The 17,381-nt window shown below is 43.7% G+C and carries 16 protein-coding genes; 9 read left to right on the plus strand and 7 right to left on the minus strand.

What is annotated here, in order from left to right:
• Positions 1–203: 203 nt before the first annotated feature.
• A complete protein-coding gene (locus tag ASD24_RS26615) occupies positions 204–1,901 on the plus strand; it encodes a histidine kinase (protein ID WP_235540892.1) in 1,698 nt (565 codons plus the stop codon).
• Positions 1,898–2,827: a response regulator gene (locus ASD24_RS26620; protein ID WP_056702374.1), complete on the plus strand. Its 930-nt coding sequence runs from the start codon at positions 1,898–1,900 to the stop codon at positions 2,825–2,827. The genes ASD24_RS26615 and ASD24_RS26620 overlap by 4 nt, the downstream gene beginning before the upstream one ends.
• 350 nt (positions 2,828–3,177) lie before the next feature.
• Here ASD24_RS26620 and ASD24_RS26625 read toward each other — a convergent pair whose 3' ends face one another.
• Together ASD24_RS26625 and ASD24_RS26630 are read right to left on the minus strand one after the other, a co-directional pair.
• On the minus strand, positions 3,178–4,158 hold the full coding sequence (locus ASD24_RS26625) for a glycoside hydrolase family 53 protein (protein WP_235540915.1): 981 nt from the start codon (positions 4,156–4,158) through the stop codon (positions 3,178–3,180).
• A gap of 501 nt (positions 4,159–4,659) precedes the next feature.
• Positions 4,660–4,887, minus strand: coding sequence for a hypothetical protein (locus ASD24_RS26630; protein ID WP_056702379.1), 228 nt, complete (start codon positions 4,885–4,887; stop codon positions 4,660–4,662).
• Between the two features lie 247 nt (positions 4,888–5,134).
• Between ASD24_RS26630 and ppk1 the strand changes: the two genes are divergently transcribed.
• Positions 5,135–7,216, plus strand: a complete 2,082-nt coding sequence (gene ppk1, locus ASD24_RS26635; protein ID WP_056702382.1) for a polyphosphate kinase 1 — start codon at positions 5,135–5,137, stop codon at positions 7,214–7,216.
• Here ppk1 and ASD24_RS26640 read toward each other — a convergent pair.
• Positions 7,176–8,702, minus strand: coding sequence for a Ppx/GppA phosphatase family protein (locus ASD24_RS26640; RefSeq protein ID WP_056702385.1), 1,527 nt, complete (start codon positions 8,700–8,702; stop codon positions 7,176–7,178). The genes ppk1 and ASD24_RS26640 overlap by 41 nt on opposite strands.
• 26 nt (positions 8,703–8,728) lie before the next feature.
• A complete protein-coding gene (locus tag ASD24_RS26645) occupies positions 8,729–8,983 on the minus strand; it encodes a hypothetical protein (protein ID WP_056702393.1) in 255 nt (84 codons plus the stop codon).
• A 458-nt stretch (positions 8,984–9,441) separates the two neighbouring features.
• Between ASD24_RS26645 and ASD24_RS26650 the strand changes: the two genes are divergently transcribed.
• Both ASD24_RS26650 and ASD24_RS26655 read left to right on the plus strand, forming a co-directional pair.
• Positions 9,442–10,101, plus strand: a complete 660-nt coding sequence (locus tag ASD24_RS26650; RefSeq protein ID WP_056702396.1) for a YheC/YheD family protein — start codon at positions 9,442–9,444, stop codon at positions 10,099–10,101.
• Positions 10,102–10,452: 351 nt separating this feature from the next.
• Positions 10,453–10,596: a sporulation histidine kinase inhibitor Sda gene (locus ASD24_RS26655; protein ID WP_024632651.1), complete on the plus strand. Its 144-nt coding sequence runs from the start codon at positions 10,453–10,455 to the stop codon at positions 10,594–10,596.
• Positions 10,597–10,618: 22 nt separating this feature from the next.
• Here ASD24_RS26655 and ASD24_RS30085 read toward each other — a convergent pair whose 3' ends face one another.
• Positions 10,619–10,870 (minus strand): hypothetical protein, encoded by a 252-nt coding sequence (locus tag ASD24_RS30085; RefSeq protein WP_082560585.1) that lies wholly within the window; start codon positions 10,868–10,870, stop codon positions 10,619–10,621.
• A gap of 151 nt (positions 10,871–11,021) precedes the next feature.
• Complete coding sequence (locus ASD24_RS26660; RefSeq protein ID WP_056702399.1) at positions 11,022–12,023, minus strand: NAD(P)/FAD-dependent oxidoreductase; 1,002 nt, start codon at positions 12,021–12,023, stop codon at positions 11,022–11,024.
• A 568-nt stretch (positions 12,024–12,591) separates the two neighbouring features.
• On the opposite strand from ASD24_RS26660, the gene ASD24_RS26665 reads away from it, so the two are divergent.
• Together ASD24_RS26665 and ASD24_RS26670 are read left to right on the plus strand one after the other, a co-directional pair.
• Positions 12,592–13,785, plus strand: coding sequence for an NAD(P)/FAD-dependent oxidoreductase (locus ASD24_RS26665; RefSeq protein WP_056702401.1), 1,194 nt, complete (start codon positions 12,592–12,594; stop codon positions 13,783–13,785).
• Positions 13,782–14,030 (plus strand): hypothetical protein, encoded by a 249-nt coding sequence (locus ASD24_RS26670; protein WP_056702403.1) that lies wholly within the window; start codon positions 13,782–13,784, stop codon positions 14,028–14,030. Before ASD24_RS26665 ends, ASD24_RS26670 begins: the two co-directional genes overlap by 4 nt.
• Before the next feature lie 88 nt (positions 14,031–14,118).
• On the opposite strand, the gene hemQ is transcribed toward ASD24_RS26670, so the two are convergent.
• Positions 14,119–14,865 carry a hydrogen peroxide-dependent heme synthase gene (gene hemQ / locus ASD24_RS26675; protein WP_056702405.1) on the minus strand — a complete coding sequence of 249 codons (747 nt, stop codon included), beginning with the start codon at positions 14,863–14,865 and terminating at the stop codon, positions 14,119–14,121.
• A 266-nt stretch (positions 14,866–15,131) separates the two neighbouring features.
• On the opposite strand from hemQ, the gene ASD24_RS26680 reads away from it, so the two are divergent.
• Both ASD24_RS26680 and ASD24_RS26685 read left to right on the plus strand, forming a co-directional pair.
• On the plus strand, positions 15,132–15,425 hold the full coding sequence (locus ASD24_RS26680) for a YuiB family protein (RefSeq protein ID WP_056702407.1): 294 nt from the start codon (positions 15,132–15,134) through the stop codon (positions 15,423–15,425).
• 413 nt (positions 15,426–15,838) lie between these two features.
• Positions 15,839–17,374 (plus strand): hypothetical protein, encoded by a 1,536-nt coding sequence (locus ASD24_RS26685; protein ID WP_056702409.1) that lies wholly within the window; start codon positions 15,839–15,841, stop codon positions 17,372–17,374.
• Positions 17,375–17,381 lie beyond the last annotated feature (7 nt).

A 17,381-nucleotide genomic window follows, 5' to 3' on the forward strand; every position in this document is an offset into this window, starting at 1 on the left:
CCTTTTGTAGGATAGACAGAACCATGGTAAAATTACCCCATAAGTCGACAGCGTTCGAGTTTACTGAGGAGTTGTTTATGAGATCCGAATCCACTACATTTTTCATGAAAGTAATGACTATATTTATAGCCATATCACTTTGCACCGCTTTTGTTTTCATCATTTATTTTCAGGATCTGAACCAATCCAAAGGTACGATCAGTATGGAAATATTACGAGACCAATCAGGAAACATGACCTTGTCCGATGTTAAAGTCAGCGAGCACTTTGAAGCTTTACCGAGCAACTATTCTAAGGTTGGCTACTCCCCGGTTCAATTATGGTTCAAAATAAAATTAAACCGGTATAATGGGGATGAAGTTAATTACCTCACGATAAACAACCCTCTTTTTGAAGATGTAACGATATACCTCCCGACAAGTAACGATTACATACCAAAGCATTTTGGATACGCCTATAAGGGCAATTCCGATGAGATCAATTATGTCTACCCTGCAATTAAAATTCCATCTAATTTTGATCATAATCAATACATATACATGACAAGCAAATCTCTGTACGGACAAAACTTTGTTGTAGGGATCTTAAATGAGGATCTCTTTAGAAAGAATAGTATGATTAATGTCTGGGCTGGGGGCATCTTGGTCGGCATTGCTGTGGCCTTGTTTTTTTATAACTTATTCATGGGCGTAGCGATAAGAAATAAAACATTTATCAAATCCTGCTTTTATGTATTCACAACTTTGTTGTGGAATGCAGTAATGACAGGGCTTGTGAACATTACCGGCTTTAAATACGCCTACTGGCTTGCGGAATATTCGACGGGCATCGGTATATTCATGTCGCTTGCCATCGCGATTTTTATGAGAGCCATTTTTCAGACCCAAACCAGGTTCCCCAAGATCGATTTTTGTTTGAAGCTGCTCATTGGTTTCTACCCCATCACGTTATTGCTGTTTCTTTTCGTCAGTAAAGAGTTGGGGGCATTTGGTGCAGGTGCGTCTACTTTGATGTACGTATTTTATTTTATTATTATGTTTAAAGGAATAAGGAACAAAACCATTCGTTCGCCGCATCTCATTACCGCATGGCTCTTATGTTTGGTGTCAGTACTCATATTTTATATGATGGTTCTGGGTATGTTGCCTCAAAGTTACATTATGAATTATTACTTATTTTTTCTTTCTTGTGTTTCGGCGATCGCTTTTGCTCTTTCGCTCGCAGAGATCATTAATGCTCTTAATGAAGAGAAGCACCGCAATCATGTTTTATATATAAATTCGGAGATTCAATCCAAGCAGTTTGAGCTTGCTTTTATACGCGCACAGATGGATCCACATTTTATTCACAATACCTTGAACGTGATCGAAGGCGTTATTGCTGAAAATCAAGAAAAAGCGGGAAACCTGGTCAACGATTTATCCCATTATCTAAGAAATATATTCGATTACAGTAATTCGGAAAGATATATTTCTATTGATGAGGAGCTGGATGCAGTCAAGTTTTATGTTCGCATTGAGCAAGCCAGATTCCCGAATAAAGTCATGGTCAATTATGAGATTGATCCAAATATTCAATTAAAAGTGCCACGTATGGTGATCCAACCATTGGTGGAAAATGCGATTAAACATGGTATACGTAAACGGAAAATCGCAGGTACAGTCACGATTAGGGTCAATGAGCTTGAACAGGGCTACTTCATAGCGGTAGAAGATGACGGTGTTGGTATAGAAGAGGCGGACAAAGATAAACTGCTTGAATATTCGGCGGGTAAGGGCATAGGGCTTGCCAGTATAAACGCACGGCTTGTGGCCGAGTATGGAACACAACTTCAAATCGTCAGTGAGAAGGGTAAAGGAACGGCGGTTCGTTTCATTATGCCCATTAAGGAGCAGACATGAAGGTTATAATTATAGACGACGAATATTATGCGCTGCGGAACTTGAAAAGCAAGTTGGAGAAAATTGCTGGTGTCGAAGTGGTTGCAATGTATGAAGATCCTGCAATAGCCTTGGATGAGTTGAGCAACACACAGCCTGACCTAGCTTTTCTGGATATCGAAATGCCGGAGACTGATGGCATAACTTTGCTCGGGATGATGTTTAAAAAAAGACCAGATATGGATTTTGTTTTTACATCTGCTTATCATGCTTATGTGACCGAAACGCTTGAAACAAAAGCGTTGGATTTCCTTGTGAAGCCGGTGAAGTTCGAACAGCTTTATGTCACATTAGAAAAAATAAAGAAGATTAGAACCAAAAGTAGCATTGGACACAAAATTGAGGTCAAGTGCTTTGGTGATTTTGCTGTATTCATTGACGGAAAAATGATCGATGAACATTGGAGAACTAAAAAAACAGAAGAGTTGTTCGCCTATTTGTTATGCATGAACGGCAAATCTGTGTCCAGAGAACGAATCATCAATGACTTATGGCCGGAGCTATCGATGGAAAAGGGTTATGCAAACTTATATACAACGCAATATTACTTAAAGAAGCGACTCAACACGTTTGGAATCCAACATGTGCTTAAGAGCAGACTAGGGAATATTAGTCTGAGCCTCGAAGACATGAAATTGGATTTGCTTGAGTTCGATCATTTCAGTGAACGTTACAATGAAGATAAGAGTAAAATGGAAATGCTTGAGCAAATGGTGGAGCTATATAGAGGCTTGTTACTTGAAAATAAGCCGTATTCATGGACGTTAAGCATACAGCAGCCTTACGAGGTGAAGTTCGAAAACGCATTGAATAGCCTGATCCAGTTTTATAGCGAACGCGGCGATGAGAAAACAGCGGAGTACTATGAAATGAAAAAAATGTTCTGAACAAGAAATCGCCCGCAAGCTGAGAACAGGTGCGGGCGATTGTTGTGATGTAATTTGTTTTTACTATGCATTTACTGGTATGAACAAGTTGTTCAATAGCGCTTCCATTAAATGATTCTACCCTGCCTCTCCAATAATCGACTCAACATGGATTGCAGAAGTAGCCCATGAGCAGCGACGTAGTGGAGGGGACGGAATCGATTCTGGAGAAGCGAAGCGCTCGCGTTTGTCCGCGGATTTTCCCCTTAAGAGGGGAATCCAAGAAATCCGGGGACAACCAGCGATCGGAAGAACGATCCGTCCCCGGAACGACCACGAAGCTGCTCCAACCCCTACTCTGCTCCCGTGGCTTAGTCGATAAATCCTTCCATGATTATGGTTGGCACACCATTAGCCTGCCAAGCGCCTTTGCCGTAGCCACTGTTATAACCTGGTGTGGCCTGAGGCTCCCAGTAGAACACACCTTTACCTTTGCCATTGGGCAAATTACGAATTTGATTTTTCATCGATGCCACAAAACTCTTTCCAATTGCCGGTTGATTGTTATCCATACCGATTTCGGAGATCATGATCTCCTTACCATAACGAGTAATCAGATTTTTGGCATTGTTTATCGTATTGGTTACCGCAGTATTCCATCCGGATGGAGAAGGGTACAGGGACATAGCAATCATGTCAAAATTAGCACCGTTACTGATCAGACCTCCAATATTCCATACATACAGATTATTGTCGTCCCCATTGGCGAGATGAACCGCTGTTTTGGTGCCGCTGCTAATGGACTTTACAGCGTTATGACCTGTATTCACAAGCCATGCGTAGTTTTTCATATTGTTGGAGGCTTTGCCATCCTCCCATAACATACCGTTATTCGTTTCATTACCGATCTGTACCCAGTCAGGAGTCACGCCCTTGCTTTGCATCGTAGTCATTACATCGCGTGTATGATTCCAGACAGCGTCCATTAGCTGTTGGAAGGTATAGTTTTTCCACGCAGCCGGTTTGGTCTGTTTGCCCGGGTCTGCCCAAGAATCACTGTAGTGTAGCGTCAACATTACGCTCATGCCTGCATTTTTGGCACGTTGCGCCAGAGCGGCAGCACGATCCTTATTCATGTAACCGTTACCATAATCATTTGAAGGATTAACGAATACACGGATGCGAACCGAATTGATCTGATAATCTTTTTTCAAAATATCAATGATGTCTCGCTGAACACCGTTCTTATCTTTCCATTTGTAACCTTGGGCTTCCATCCCGGGAACCCAACTAATGTCCGCACCTTTGGCAAAACTAGGTGCCGCGCTAACTTGCTGACCAACAGGCAGCATAATGGAGGTGAACAACAGCACAAAAGCCAAAGCAATGGATGTTTTGAAACCCCTTACAAATTTAAACATTACAAAATCCCTCCTTGTATTGGGTATCTAAGATACGTCCTTATTATAGTGGGGGTGGATTGTTAAACTATAGGGTTTATTTCCAATATTTTGGTTGTTTTCTCAACTTCTCTACGAAAAAAAGGCAAACAAAAAGCCGTCCGAAGACGGCTTTTCTACCCGTGGCGCTTTTTGAAACATTGATCCGTATCCCGCGCCTCCAACTAGGCTCTTTTATTTTGAGCTAGTGGATCGGGTAAGGGACACGTTCAACATGTGATTAGAAATGTTGACGCACCTCCTTTCCTTGTGGCAAGAGTATACAATACTTTGTTTCGGAAAGCTAGTCTTTTTTTCATCTTTTTTTAGGAAATATTCCAAATATCTGCTATGGCTCACGAAGGTGCCTAATGACACCATTAGCAATGCAGTGGTAACTCATTCAACGAAGCTTTATTTCTCCGTTTGGAACATCGTAATATCGCGCGCATAATGACTCTTCGTACCATTATCATTGCGGATACGTACGCTCTCTTCACCGATGCGTTCGACGATTCCCCGGCCAACCTCACAGTATACGCCTGCTGGATCCTCCTGCCATGCTGTTACGACACATTGGGAGAGGGCTGCAGTGAAAAATTCTATATTTTTTTGTAACGTTCTTGGTTTGTTCGATTTCATTATATACTCCTTTAAGATATGCTTATTTATAAGAGGACAGTTGCCGACCTATTTCACACTGTCATCACTTTACTCTGTCTGCTGATCTTTGTAAAGGGATGGAAAAAGTTCGGTTAATCAGGTATCATTTACATAAATTTTACACTGCATTTACATTGCGCTGACGCTTATATCCAATCACGGATAGTACAATTAGTGAAGAACATCTAACCAAGGATTGATATGCAACATATTCGGAGGGGCATTCATGCATAGAGATATCAAAACAGGCAACTATGTTAACCGTGATTTAAGTTGGGTCGAATTCAATCGACGTGTACTTCAAGAGGCTCAAGATCAGACAACTCCTTTATTGGAGCGTTTAAGATTTCTCGGTATTGTCGCCAGCAATCTGGACGAGTTCATGAGTGTAAGGGTAGCAGAGACCAAAGAAAAGATCAAAGCTGGATTTACGCAAAAAGATTTCTCAGGGTATACCCCTGCTGGTTTATATCGAAGACTGATTAAACGAACTGGAGCGATGGTTACCGAGCAGTATAAAACCTATCGGGAGCTCATTCGTCTCCTCGCCAAAAAAGGTGTCGTTTTACAAGAATATATTGATCTGAATGCGACGCAGCAGCGTGCGATGGATCAGTATTATCACGAGATCATTTTTCCTGTATTAACCCCAATGGCAATTGACCAGAGTCGTCCGTTTCCATTGGTACACAATAAATCGGTATATCTGTCCGTGATGCTGCAGAAGGAAGGGGAGCAAGAGGACGAGCCGTTCTTGGCGATTGTTCAGGTACCTTCTAATCTGCCACGGGTTGTGCCTATTCCACTTCGAGCCAATAGTAAAAAGAAAACGTTCATTCTGATTGAAGATCTAATCAAGCATCATATTCATACGCTCTTCAGCGGATATGTACCGCTTGCTGTACAAGAGTTCCGGGTAACTCGTAATGCGGATTTATCCATTAATGAAGAAGAGGCTGAGGATTTACTTGAAGCGATTGAGAAAGAACTGCGGCGTAGACGCCGGGGATCACCGGTACGACTGGAAGTCTGCAAGGATTTTAGACAAGATGCCCTGGATGAGTTGCAGGAAGAATTCGAGATCCAAGATCCGGTATACGAGATTGATGGACCACTAGACCTAAGTTTCCTGGCTGGATTTGTGGATAGTTTGGAAGGATTCACCCATCTGAAATATAGCCCTGTCAAACCGGTGTATCCGCCTGAGTTCCTTCCACGTGAAAGCCATTTTGAATTATTGCGCAGACGGGATGTACTTGTTCATCATCCTTATGAATCGTTTGAGCCTGTTACCGACTTTATATTGGAAGCTTCGGAAGATCCAAAAGTAATGGCGATCAAAATGACATTATATCGGGTTAACGGTGATTCTCGCTTAATACCAGCGCTAGCTTTAGCGGCAGAGAGTGGAAAGCAGGTTACGGTCGTTGTAGAGTTGAAGGCTCGCTTCGATGAAGAACGTAACATTGCTTGGGCTCGTAAGCTGGAGAAGGCAGGGTGTCACGTCGTCTATGGACTAGTTGGTTTGAAGACCCATGCCAAGATTATTCTTGTGGTGCGAAGAGAACAACATGGCGTACGACGTTATGTTCACGTTGGAACAGGTAACTATAACGAGAGTACCGCCAAAGTATATACAGATGTAGGGCTGTTCACATCCAATCCGATCATTGGTGAGGATGCGTCAGGACTATTTAATGAAATTACGGGATATTCTGGACCTAAGGCATTACAAGCATTTAGAGTGGCGCCGGACGGCATGAAGGATGAGCTCTTTGCCCTGATTCGCCGAGAGAGAGAACATGCTCAGCAGGGGCGCAAGGCTCGAATCATTGCCAAAATCAACTCACTTTCTCACCAGGATATGATTGATGAGTTGTACATTGCATCTCAAGCTGGTGTGCAGATTGACCTCATTGTGCGCGGCGTATGTTGTTTACGCCCTGGGGTAGAGGGGCTGAGTGAGAATATTCGCGTGATTAGTATTGTAGACCGTTTCTTGGAGCACTCGAGGTTGTTCTATTTTGAGAACGCCGGCAACCCGGATGTATTTCTCTCCAGTGCGGATTGGATGACACGGAATCTGCAACGTAGAATTGAATTGATGTGTCCGGTGTTTGATCCTGAACTGAAGCGAATGCTGGTCGACATTCTGAACTTATCTCTTAACGATAACGTCAAGGCTAGAGAGCTTATGCCTGGCGGTAACTATGTATTTGTAAAAAACGAAAAACCCCCGCTGAGAAGTCAGACGGAGGCAATGGGTATTATTCCTTGGAAGCCTGCTGAATGGAGTATACTGACGTAACTCCCCAAGCCTCTTCCAGATCTTTGAGGGCGTCTTCTAGACCGCTAAGTTCCATTAACGGCTCTGCTGCACAGATGAAATGCATCTGCAGCGAGCCGTTTTTTGTCGTGGCCGTAACAGCAGAGATACTCTCTGAGCGATTAATGGCTTCCGATGCACGTAAAATCGAGCCGAGTCGATGGGCATGACGCTCATCTGAATCATTTAGAATGTCCTTATGCTTATTCAGCAATTGGGGCGTTCTTTTTTTGGGGTGGTAATCAGCTGCAATTGCAGTCAGCACCGTCTCTCGGTGAGAAAGTCCGTAAATCCCTGCATTCATAATCCAATAGGAGGAGTGCTGGGTATACCGGAAATAATTGATCTGCTTACCTGCGCCATGCAGCATGGAGGCTGTATATAGAATCCGTGCATCCGCTGGTTCTGGAGCTTCACCCTTTAAGGCACGGTATAGAACAACCGCATCCTGATGCACGCGTTTCAGGTGCTTCTCAGGAACCGGGGGGCCAAAATGGATGAAATTACGAACGCTGATTTCCAGTGCATTAGGTGCTTCAGGACATAGCGGTGACATCAAATCTCGAAGGATTCCGTCACGCAAGCCTGCTCCACTAACCACATAATGATCCCCTTGGATCATATCGAAGACCGTACGTAAAATAAGAATGCCTGGAACGATGATATCTGCTCGGTCCTTGGCTAGACCCGGTACCTTTTTGCGCTGTGCTGAAGTGAGATGAGGCAGGGATTTGCACATGTTATCCATAGAAGCAGCGCTGATCTCGTAGTGATGGCTTACAGGCAACGAATATTGTGTTCGCTTTTGCTCAATTTTGGCCAAAGTACGCATGGTGCCACCAAGACCGATTAAGGGAAGTCCGGGATGCTGTCTTACCCAATCATGTTCGCTTAGTGCCTCAGCAACTTGATTACATAGTGCCTCAATATGATCGTTTGACCAAGTATCCTCGCCACCATAGCGTGCATAGGAGTTAACAGCACCGATGGGAAGGGAGATGCTATGTAGTCTTTTTCTGTCTCGAAATACTGTGATCTCTGTACTGCCGCCGCCAATATCCACGACATAACCATCAGCCAGATCAATGGACTGGATGACCCCAAGGAATCCATAATAGGCCTCTTGATCTCCGGATACACATTCAACTTCAAGTCCTGTTTCCTGTTCGATCCACCCGATAATCTCTTGAGCATTCGTAGCATTACGAATAGCTGCAGTAGCCGCGGCACGGATACGATTGGTTTGGAATGCTTCACATTTCGCTTTGAATTGCTTCAAAACGGTAATAGCCTTATCCAATGAAGGACGATGAATCTGTCCGTTTGCTTCAACTGCATTGCTCAGGCGAGCAGCATATTTATCTTCATGGATATTCCGGTATGCTCCATCTTGATCCAGTTCGTAGATGACGAGACGGATCGAGTTCGAGCCAATATCGATAATGCCAAGCGTTTCGTTTTCTTTCATATGCATCTCCTTCTATTAGAGGTGATCTACCCGAAATGAAGCAGGGCAGCCAAAGCTTCCGGTGAGCCTGGAGGCGTGGCGGAGAAGGGCGTAGTTAGCATGACAACAATGATGAAGACGATAAAACAAGCAAATAGAATACAGCTTAGGGCAAAGCCGCGGTTACGTTTCTTCATAAACAGTCGAATGCCTGTTACAAACAGCAGTATAGTTACAGCTACCAGAACGATGGACATTGCAACATAAGCTACGCCATATAGTGATTTGAAAAATGACTCCATTTTCTTCTGAACGCTCCTTAGACCCTCATATTTAAGCCTTGCTAAACCATTCTTTAGTAGCATACGACAGATTGAAGCGTTTGAAAAGCAACCCGGGCGTCTGTTCGTTTCCTTGAAGAGGTTGTTCAAAAAGTCCGCTTTTGATTACGAAGAATGCCTGAAGGCATCTCAGCATCGAATATGGAATTCAGCCGAAATAAGCGGGCTGCTTACGAAGCTTGTTTCCTTCGGAAACATGTAGTTGCTCACGTAGTCCTGCCTACGCTCCGCTACTCCATTTCTAGCTTCATCCCATCTTCTCGGTACTGAAAACCGTCCTTTTTGAACATTCATTTGAACAAGCCTATAGACTTTTTCACTACAAAAGGGGCCTTAGCCTTGGACAGACATCCAAGAAAAGAGGTCTCCTGTTGAGTATGTATAAAGAAGAACCATGGCACAGGAAAGGAGATCAATCGATGTCGAGACAACTTGCGAGCAAGTGGCTAAAGACAGCAGCCCTATTGAAATATCCAGTAGCAGCCGTTCATATTCCACAGACGATGGCGTTCAATGCAAGAAATCTACAACTTATGCTTGGCCGTTATGGCATGGTATATATTAAACCGATTGTGGGTGGAGGAGGTTACGGTGTAATCAGAGTATCCACAAGCGGAGGAAGTTATCGTTATACCCATATGAAAGTAACAAGATCATTTACCAACTACGGTCAGATGTATCGTTCTCTAATGCGAGTAAAAGCTAAACGCAGATACTTGATTCAACAAGGAATCCATTTAGCTACGATTCAAGGTAGACCTGTAGATTACAGGGTGAAAGTAGTTAAGACCAAACGAGGCTGGGTTTTCCGAGCAGTAGTGGGACGTTTGGCTCGTCCAGGGCTGTGCGTTACCAATATAAGCAAGGGAGGAACCATGCTGTCTGGCAGAAGGGCATTACAGATGTCACTCCCTCATATCTCGAGCAGACATAAACGCCGTGAAATGCGTGCTTTAACCCTCACATGTACACGTATTATGGAAGTTCAATTTCCAGGGGTAGGACAGCTTGGGTTTGATTACGGTCTAGATTACAGCGGAAAGATATGGATTCTTGAAGTGAATACCAGACCCCAGTGAATTGTGAAAAACACTAAATAAATCCAAATGTGAACCCGATAATATTAATAGATAAAACTGTCAGAAAACGTTTGAAATGACATCACTTCGGGTAAAGTACACGCAACTACTCCTGAAACTATGAATTATTGCCAAAAAAATTCGATGTTAAACGTTCTGGTAGAAACGGACAAATCCTGTGCATAAATACTATCCACATTATCCACGTTGTTTAATCAACATTTTCACCATTTATCAACAAACTATGCACAGGATTTCCACAAAACCTTGTGGATAACAGAACGCTTGTTCTCTATATGAATCTCTGATATGATAGTTTTGAGGAAAATAAAGGAAAGGTTGTGGCGGGAAATGGCTATGTTATCCGATGAGATGTTGTTGGATTCCTACCATAAGGCGATTGAACTTGATCTCGAGAGAGATTTCATCGCGCTGCTTTTGGCAGAAATTCATAAGCGCAAACTGGGTACTGACGTATCTGCCATTCTTCACTAGAGATCCTCATTGCAGGCAATGTTTACAGGTTTCCGGACATGTCCCACATTGCGACAGGTTGTAAAGTGCCTGTCTGACAGTGGTGACAGTACATGAGATGAATGCAACTGCTTCCTTCTTCATCTGAAGTGCTGGAAGTAATTGAAGTCGCATAAGGACTATATGGTCCGGTGTAGTCGTTTAATTTGCCGCATTCTGATAGTCCCTGAAGGCAGTGGGGACAAGCCTGCTCCGGTACAACCAGACCGTTACACAGCGGGCATATATAAGACAAGGGTATCCCTCCTGAATATGTAGTGTTCAGGAGTAAGATACCCTTTTTTGTAGCTTTTATGTTATTCAAAAAGTCCGCAATTACCCTAGTGCTTCTCAGTAAGGATAACGATCCTTTTTGAACTTGATCTATTTGGTCTGTCTGAATGGAATTAGCGTTTCATATTACTGCTATGTCCTGGGGACAATTTAGCATCTGGATCGAAGTATACCTTGGCGTTATTGACTGCTGTTGGCGCTTCGCCAAATCCTACAGCAATCAGTTTAAGCTTACCAGGGTACGTTGTGATGTCGCCAGCTGCGAAGATACCTGGGATCGATGTTTCCATCCGTGAGTCAACTACGATGGAATTGCTATCAATCTCAATACCCCATTCTGCGATTGGACCGAGGGAGGACACAAAGCCGAAATTAACGATAACATCGTCTACTTCGATTTCTTGAGTTTCCTTCGTTTTGACATGAGCAAGCGTAACCTTAGTGATCGTTTCATCTCCATGAAGCTCAGTGATCTCGGTAGGTGTAACCACATTAACCTTAGAGTTCATGAGGTTCTCTACACTGTGCTCGTGTGCACGGAATTTATCACGACGATGGATCAGAGTTACTTGCTCTGCGATCGGCTCGAGCATAAGTGCCCAGTCTACAGCGGAGTCTCCGCCACCACTGATGAGCACTTTTTTGCCAGCAAAGGCGTTCAGATCGCTGATGAAGTAGTGCAGGTTCGTTTTTTCGAACTTCGCAGCGCCTTCAAGCTCCAGACGACGTGGTTCAAATGCACCTACACCTGCTGTAATGATAACAGCTTTCGCGTGATATTCATTCTCATCGGTTTTTACGATGAAATGCTGTTCTGCTTTTTTCTCCACGGATACCACTTTTTCTTCAAGGCGGATATTCGGGTTGAAGTGACTCATTTGCTCAATCAGGTTGTTTACGAGTTCTTGAGCAGTGACTTTCGGGAATCCAGCCACATCATAGATGTACTTTTCCGGATACAAAGCTGCAAGTTGTCCACCAAGCTGGGGCATACTTTCAACCAGAGTAACGGAAGCTTGACGCATTCCACCATAAAATGCGGCGAATAGTCCTGCAGGGCCGCCACCAATAATAAGTAAATCAGTCATTTCATGACCGTTAGTTTGTGCAGTCAACAATCAACAACACCTTTCGTATTTTAATAGGTAGTTAGCAGGAAGAAATATGCACGATACATATTGTAACCAGCGTAGGTACCGAACTGTCTTTCCTATTATAAACGGTGTATTCTGGGTTGCAAAGTTAGCTGCATCACTAATCTGAGAAGAAATGATGAAGATCACATGAGAATAGGGTGAAATTGGAAATGAAAGGTTATGAAAAATAACAAAAAAACCCTTGATCTTTACCAGAAATACAGATATCCTTGACCTGTACTATGTGTTTTTTTGTCTAATATAAATCTTCTTTTTTTTGTGAGTTGAAGAATAAGTACAACATGTTGAATCTTGTGTATAATTTCACAATTTTGTGGAGCTTCATGAGTGGTTATTCCATTTAAAATACAATTTTCGCATGACAATATAAATTGTTGTAGAATGCTGGAGTAAAAATTCAAATAAATTCGCGAAGTTAACATTTGTCGTCATAATGGATAAGACCTCATCCATATTTTTAATTAAATGCATGTTGTAATGATCCACACGAATGGCTGATGCGAGCGAAACCGGAAGGGGTAAAGACATGAGCAGTATTCCCAAAATCGTCATCCTTGGCGCGGGTTATGGCGGAATCCTGACAGCCCAAAGGCTTCAGAAAGAATTAAATTATAACGAGGCCGACGTCACATTAGTGAATCGGCATGATTATCATTATATAACTACACATCTACATATGCCGGCAGCCGGTACAGATACAATTGAACACGCAAGGGTTTCCATTTCGAAGCTGATCGATGAATTCAAAATTGATTTGGTCAAATCGAATGTGAAAGAGATTCGTTTACAGGATCGCAAGATCATTTTAGAGGACGGTACATTATCCTATGATTACCTCATTATTGGTCTAGGCGGTGAACCGGAGACGTTTGGCATTCCAGGTATGCTGGATCATGCAATGACTATTCGTAGCATTAACTCGGTCAGATTGATCCGTGAGCATATTGAGTATCAATTTGCCATGTACAAAAATGACAACAAACGTAATCGAATCAATTTCGTTGTAGGTGGGGCAGGCTTCAGTGGTGTCGAATTCGTAGCTGAGCTTGCGGATCGTATCCCTAAGTTGTGCAAGGAATTCGACGTGAATCCCAAAAATGTGCACATTTATAATGTGGAAGCAGCGCCTTCGGCTCTACCGGGCTTCGATCCGGAACTTGTCGAACATGCAATGAACGTGCTGAAGAAAAAAGGAGTTACCTTCAAGATCGGCGTTCCGATCAAACAGTGTCTACCTGACGGCGTTATTGTCGGCGAAGGGGAAAAGATCGATGCTGCTACCGTCGTTTGGACGGGTGGTATTCGAGGGAATGCGTTGTTGGAGCAGGCAGGTCTTGAAGTTATGCGTGGACGCGTGAAAGTGGATGAATATCTGCGTGCACCTGGTCATGAGGATGTCTATGTGATAGGAGACAACTCGCTGGTATTCAACAAGGAAGGACGTCCTTATCCTCCGACAGCTCAGATTGCAATGCAGCAGGGAGTAAACTGTGCAATTAACGTCGTTGCAGCCATTCGCAAAAAAGAGCGGCAGCCTTTTGTATTTACGAGCAAAGGTACGGTGGCATCCCTAGGAAAAGGTGAAGCAATCGCTGTTGTGGGCGGAAAGAAATATAAAGGCTGGAAGGCAGCACAGCTGAAGAAGCTGGTCGATCTCCGATATTTGTTAATTATTGGTGGTATTCCCCTGGTTCTGAAGAAAGGGCGGTTCTTTGGATGAGACATTGCAGTGTTCAAGTTCGAGGGCTATTAACACGTGATGAGCTGGATCGGTATAACGCCTTAATGCAGGTTGGGGGTTATCTGGAGGATCAGAATCAGTATGATCTAGCCTATATCGTGCAAAAAGAAGTAGATATTCTTATACTACCTGCAATCGAGCGCCTGAAGGAGAAGAGCCGAGACCGAGATCGTGCAACGGCTGAGTTTCTGGAGTCATTGAAAGCGGTTGATGATGAGGATTGAATAGTGTAGTTTACAACCGTTACGAGTAAGAAATAAAAGCACCGCGTTCCATTCTGATGAAGGATGGCTTCGCGGTGCTTTGTGTGTTTTACAGTTTCAACATATCTTCCAGTGATGACTCATTCAGCAGACTACCAACATAGAAGGAGCCGAATTCACCATAACGAGCACTTACTTCATCAAACCGCATCTCGTAAACGAGTTTCTTGAATTGCAATGCATCGTCCGCAAACAGGGTAACGCCCCATTCCCAATCGTCAAATCCGACGGAACCGGTAATAATTTGTTTAACTTTGCCCGCATAGCTGCGACCAATCATGCCGTGACTGCGCATCATCGTACGGCGCTCATCCATGGACAGCATATACCAGTTATCATTCAACTCGCGTTTTTTGTTCATTGGATAGAAGCAGATATATTGGCGTTGTGGCAGGACAGGTTTTAGGCGAGCGATGATCTCTGGGTTCTGCATTGGATCTTCGCCTTCCTTGCCGAGGTAGTTACTAAGCTCAACTACGCTGACATAGGAATAAGATTTGGTCGTATATTGAGCGAACATCGTTTTGTTGAACGCATTTTCAACGGCCTTCAGGTCTTCCAGTGTCTCACGCAGGTGCATCATGACCAGGTCAGCTTTTTGTCCAACAACGGTATACACGACGGTGCTGCCTTTGGATGAATCCTCGACCTCTTTCCATTCTTTCCAAAATTCTTGAAGCTCGTCCAGAGCGACAGCGCGCTCCTCGTCGTCGGCTGCTTTCCAAGCGGCCCAGTTAATAGATCTGAAATCATGCAGGGCGTACCAGCCCTCCAGAGTTGATGCTGCTTCGTTCATGGGTATTGTTCCTCCTGCAGAATATATTTCCAAATCCCTATAAGAGGTTGCTCAAAAGTCTGCTTTGAACGCGCATAATAAGGGATGGTTAAGTTCTTAATCGTTTACATTGTATCCCAACAAGAAGCAGAAGGGCAAATGAACAGAGCGTGAAGATAGGAAAATTTGTCCAGAAAGTTCGTTGCTTCGCCACATTTTTTACGGTAAACTAACTACGAGTTAGACAGTAACACGAGTCGGCCGAAAGATGAGGTGAACGTCACCCGATGCAGTTTATACCTGTGCTGGTATTAATGGTATTATTTTTCGTAATGATGTTCGGGATCGGTTTCATTCTGAATATGTTGATGAAGACAACCTGGTTTCCCTCATACTTGTTTGTGATCGTCATTCTGCCTATAGTCGTGTATTCGTTATGGGATCAGACTGTGCCGCTTACGTCACATCTAGGATCATTTCAGATCGTAGATTATCTTACAGGTGTGGCTGGACTTGCTGGAGCGGTCATCAGCGGTTGGACCATACGTAAACTCCGTCTAGGCGGGTACAAAATGTTCTAAGAGATGTTGTTTTAGAGAACGATCAGGAAGCGTTGAATACGGATGTAGATGAAAAGCTCTGACCTTTGTCGTAACCGCTTACGTGGGCGAAAGGTGGGGCTTTTTGGCTTGGCTAAAAAAGTGGAATAGTGAAGGGAGACAACTCCATATACATGGAAGAGCATGTTCTCAAGATGTTCGTTTGTATTGTCACCATTTGATTTTTATATTATTCTAGCAACTCTACGAAAACGTGAATGATGTCGACGTAGGACGAAACGGAGCGAGAATGGGTTCGTTTTTTACCTGTTTTTGAACATTTGATCATTCTATATTTGTGATAGAATAGATAAACACCACTTTTGGCGTTGTTCGAAAGATCCGCTTTTGAACATATATTTGAACATGACTTTTGGGGAGAAGGAGATCAAGCCATGCGCATGAAGAATCTGCTGCATTATACTGAACATCATCGATACTGCGTATACAGGGAGTTTGGACTTAGTGCCCTGGATGACCGTATGCTTACCGGAGCGTACCAGCCTATGGTAGGTGCCTTTGCGGTTGGCTTGTATCGACTGTTATTTCAGCATCTTCCCGGTGAACAGGTTGGCTATTCCCCCCTTGAACAACAACGAAGATTGTTCATGACGCTCGGGCTTGAGCCCAGTGAGAAGGGGCGTAAATATTTGATCGAACAAGCTTCCAAATTGGAAGCAGTAGGTCTGCTTCAGACCTCGCGTTTATATATTCCGGAAAATGATGATTACATCTATGAATATGAGCTACAGCCACCACTTTCGCCCTCGGAATTTTTCCGTACACAGCATTTGACACTGCTACTTCGTGACAAAATTGGCAAGTTTGCCGTGCTTTCCCTACGTTCTGGATTCTCGGCAGTAGAGAATGGGGATGCGCCTTATCCGGCAGCGAATAAAGAGAATATTTCCGTACCTTTTTACGATATATTTGAACTCAATACTCATGTTATTGATTATGAGTTAGAGCAAGCCTTGTCCGAAGTATCTACTTCGGCTCAGCGTAGCGGGACAACCCTTGCTGCAGAAGAGAACAGCTTGAATTATGCCGACATTATTTTACGTTTTCCACGCGAATCCGTGAATCGGCGTCATGTGGAGAAACTGAGGTTTGATCATGAACAGCTTGGCATTGTGAATTATGTTGTGAACAAGTTTAATCTCAGTGTGCAGGATGTATGCCGTTTATTGGATGAAGATGATATCTTCAGTCCACAGGGACAGCTACTTCTGGATGATCTTCAGCATAGGGCGAGCTTGATGTTCAGACAGACGAAGAAACGTCAGGAACAGCAGACCGTGCAGGCAGCGAAGGTCGTTGCACTTCGCCAGCATATGGATGAGCCAGAACAGCAGAATGATTCGGAGGAACCACCTGTAGAGCACGTGGTGCAGATGGAGTATTACGTTGAAGTCCCTCCACAATTTGCAACCAAATGTGATATTCACCAATATAATATGATGTTGCGTAACGAACCATATACACGGCTGCTTCAGACATTCTTTCCTGGAGCCGTGCCGGATAATCTAGTGGATATTTTTGAGAAAATTGATCTAAGCTACAAATTGCCAGGAGAAGTCATTAATGTACTGATTCATTACTTGATGCAGCTTCTTGTTTCTGGCGGTGAGCAACGGATCAACCGTAATTTTGTTGAGGCCATCGCGTCCAACATGTTGCTGAAGCAAGTGAATTCGTACGAGAAGGCGGTTCAATATATTCGCGATCAGTCGAAGGTGAAAGGCAAGCAGACTGCTGGTGCAGCTGGAACCCGTACCCGTACATACGGCAAAGGAGCCAAAGCCAAGCCGGAAATTCCGATTGTGCAAGACATGACAGCCGACGGCGATGCCGTGTCTGAGGAAGAATTTGAAGAGATGATGAGGTTCGCTCAGCAGATGCAGGCGAATAAACAAAAAGGCACTTCATAACAGGATA

It is taken from the genome of Paenibacillus sp. Root52 (assembly GCF_001426865.1).
In the GTDB taxonomy this organism is placed as follows: domain Bacteria; phylum Bacillota; class Bacilli; order Paenibacillales; family Paenibacillaceae; genus Paenibacillus.

What these genes read in the sequence shown, in the direction of transcription:
- ASD24_RS26665 (WP_056702401.1), top strand. Translation starts at nt 12,592, where the DNA reads ATGAGCAGTATTCCCAAAATCGTCATCCTTGGCGCGGGTTATGGCGGA.
- ASD24_RS26670 (WP_056702403.1), top strand. Translation starts at nt 13,782, where the DNA reads ATGAGACATTGCAGTGTTCAAGTTCGAGGGCTATTAACACGTGATGAG.
- ASD24_RS26650 (WP_056702396.1), top strand. Translation starts at nt 9,442, where the DNA reads ATGTCGAGACAACTTGCGAGCAAGTGGCTAAAGACAGCAGCCCTATTG.
- ASD24_RS26685 (WP_056702409.1), top strand. Translation starts at nt 15,839, where the DNA reads ATGCGCATGAAGAATCTGCTGCATTATACTGAACATCATCGATACTGC.
- hemQ (WP_056702405.1), bottom strand. Translation starts at nt 14,865, where the DNA reads ATGAACGAAGCAGCATCAACTCTGGAGGGCTGGTACGCCCTGCATGAT.
- ASD24_RS26620 (WP_056702374.1), top strand. Translation starts at nt 1,898, where the DNA reads ATGAAGGTTATAATTATAGACGACGAATATTATGCGCTGCGGAACTTG.
- ppk1 (WP_056702382.1), top strand. Translation starts at nt 5,135, where the DNA reads ATGCATAGAGATATCAAAACAGGCAACTATGTTAACCGTGATTTAAGT.
- ASD24_RS26645 (WP_056702393.1), bottom strand. Translation starts at nt 8,983, where the DNA reads ATGGAGTCATTTTTCAAATCACTATATGGCGTAGCTTATGTTGCAATG.
- ASD24_RS26625 (WP_235540915.1), bottom strand. Translation starts at nt 4,158, where the DNA reads ATGCTGCCTGTTGGTCAGCAAGTTAGCGCGGCACCTAGTTTTGCCAAA.
- ASD24_RS26640 (WP_056702385.1), bottom strand. Translation starts at nt 8,702, where the DNA reads ATGAAAGAAAACGAAACGCTTGGCATTATCGATATTGGCTCGAACTCG.
- ASD24_RS26655 (WP_024632651.1), top strand. Translation starts at nt 10,453, where the DNA reads ATGGCTATGTTATCCGATGAGATGTTGTTGGATTCCTACCATAAGGCG.
- ASD24_RS26615 (WP_235540892.1), top strand. Translation starts at nt 204, where the DNA reads ATGGAAATATTACGAGACCAATCAGGAAACATGACCTTGTCCGATGTT.
- ASD24_RS26630 (WP_056702379.1), bottom strand. Translation starts at nt 4,887, where the DNA reads ATGAAATCGAACAAACCAAGAACGTTACAAAAAAATATAGAATTTTTC.
- ASD24_RS26680 (WP_056702407.1), top strand. Translation starts at nt 15,132, where the DNA reads ATGCAGTTTATACCTGTGCTGGTATTAATGGTATTATTTTTCGTAATG.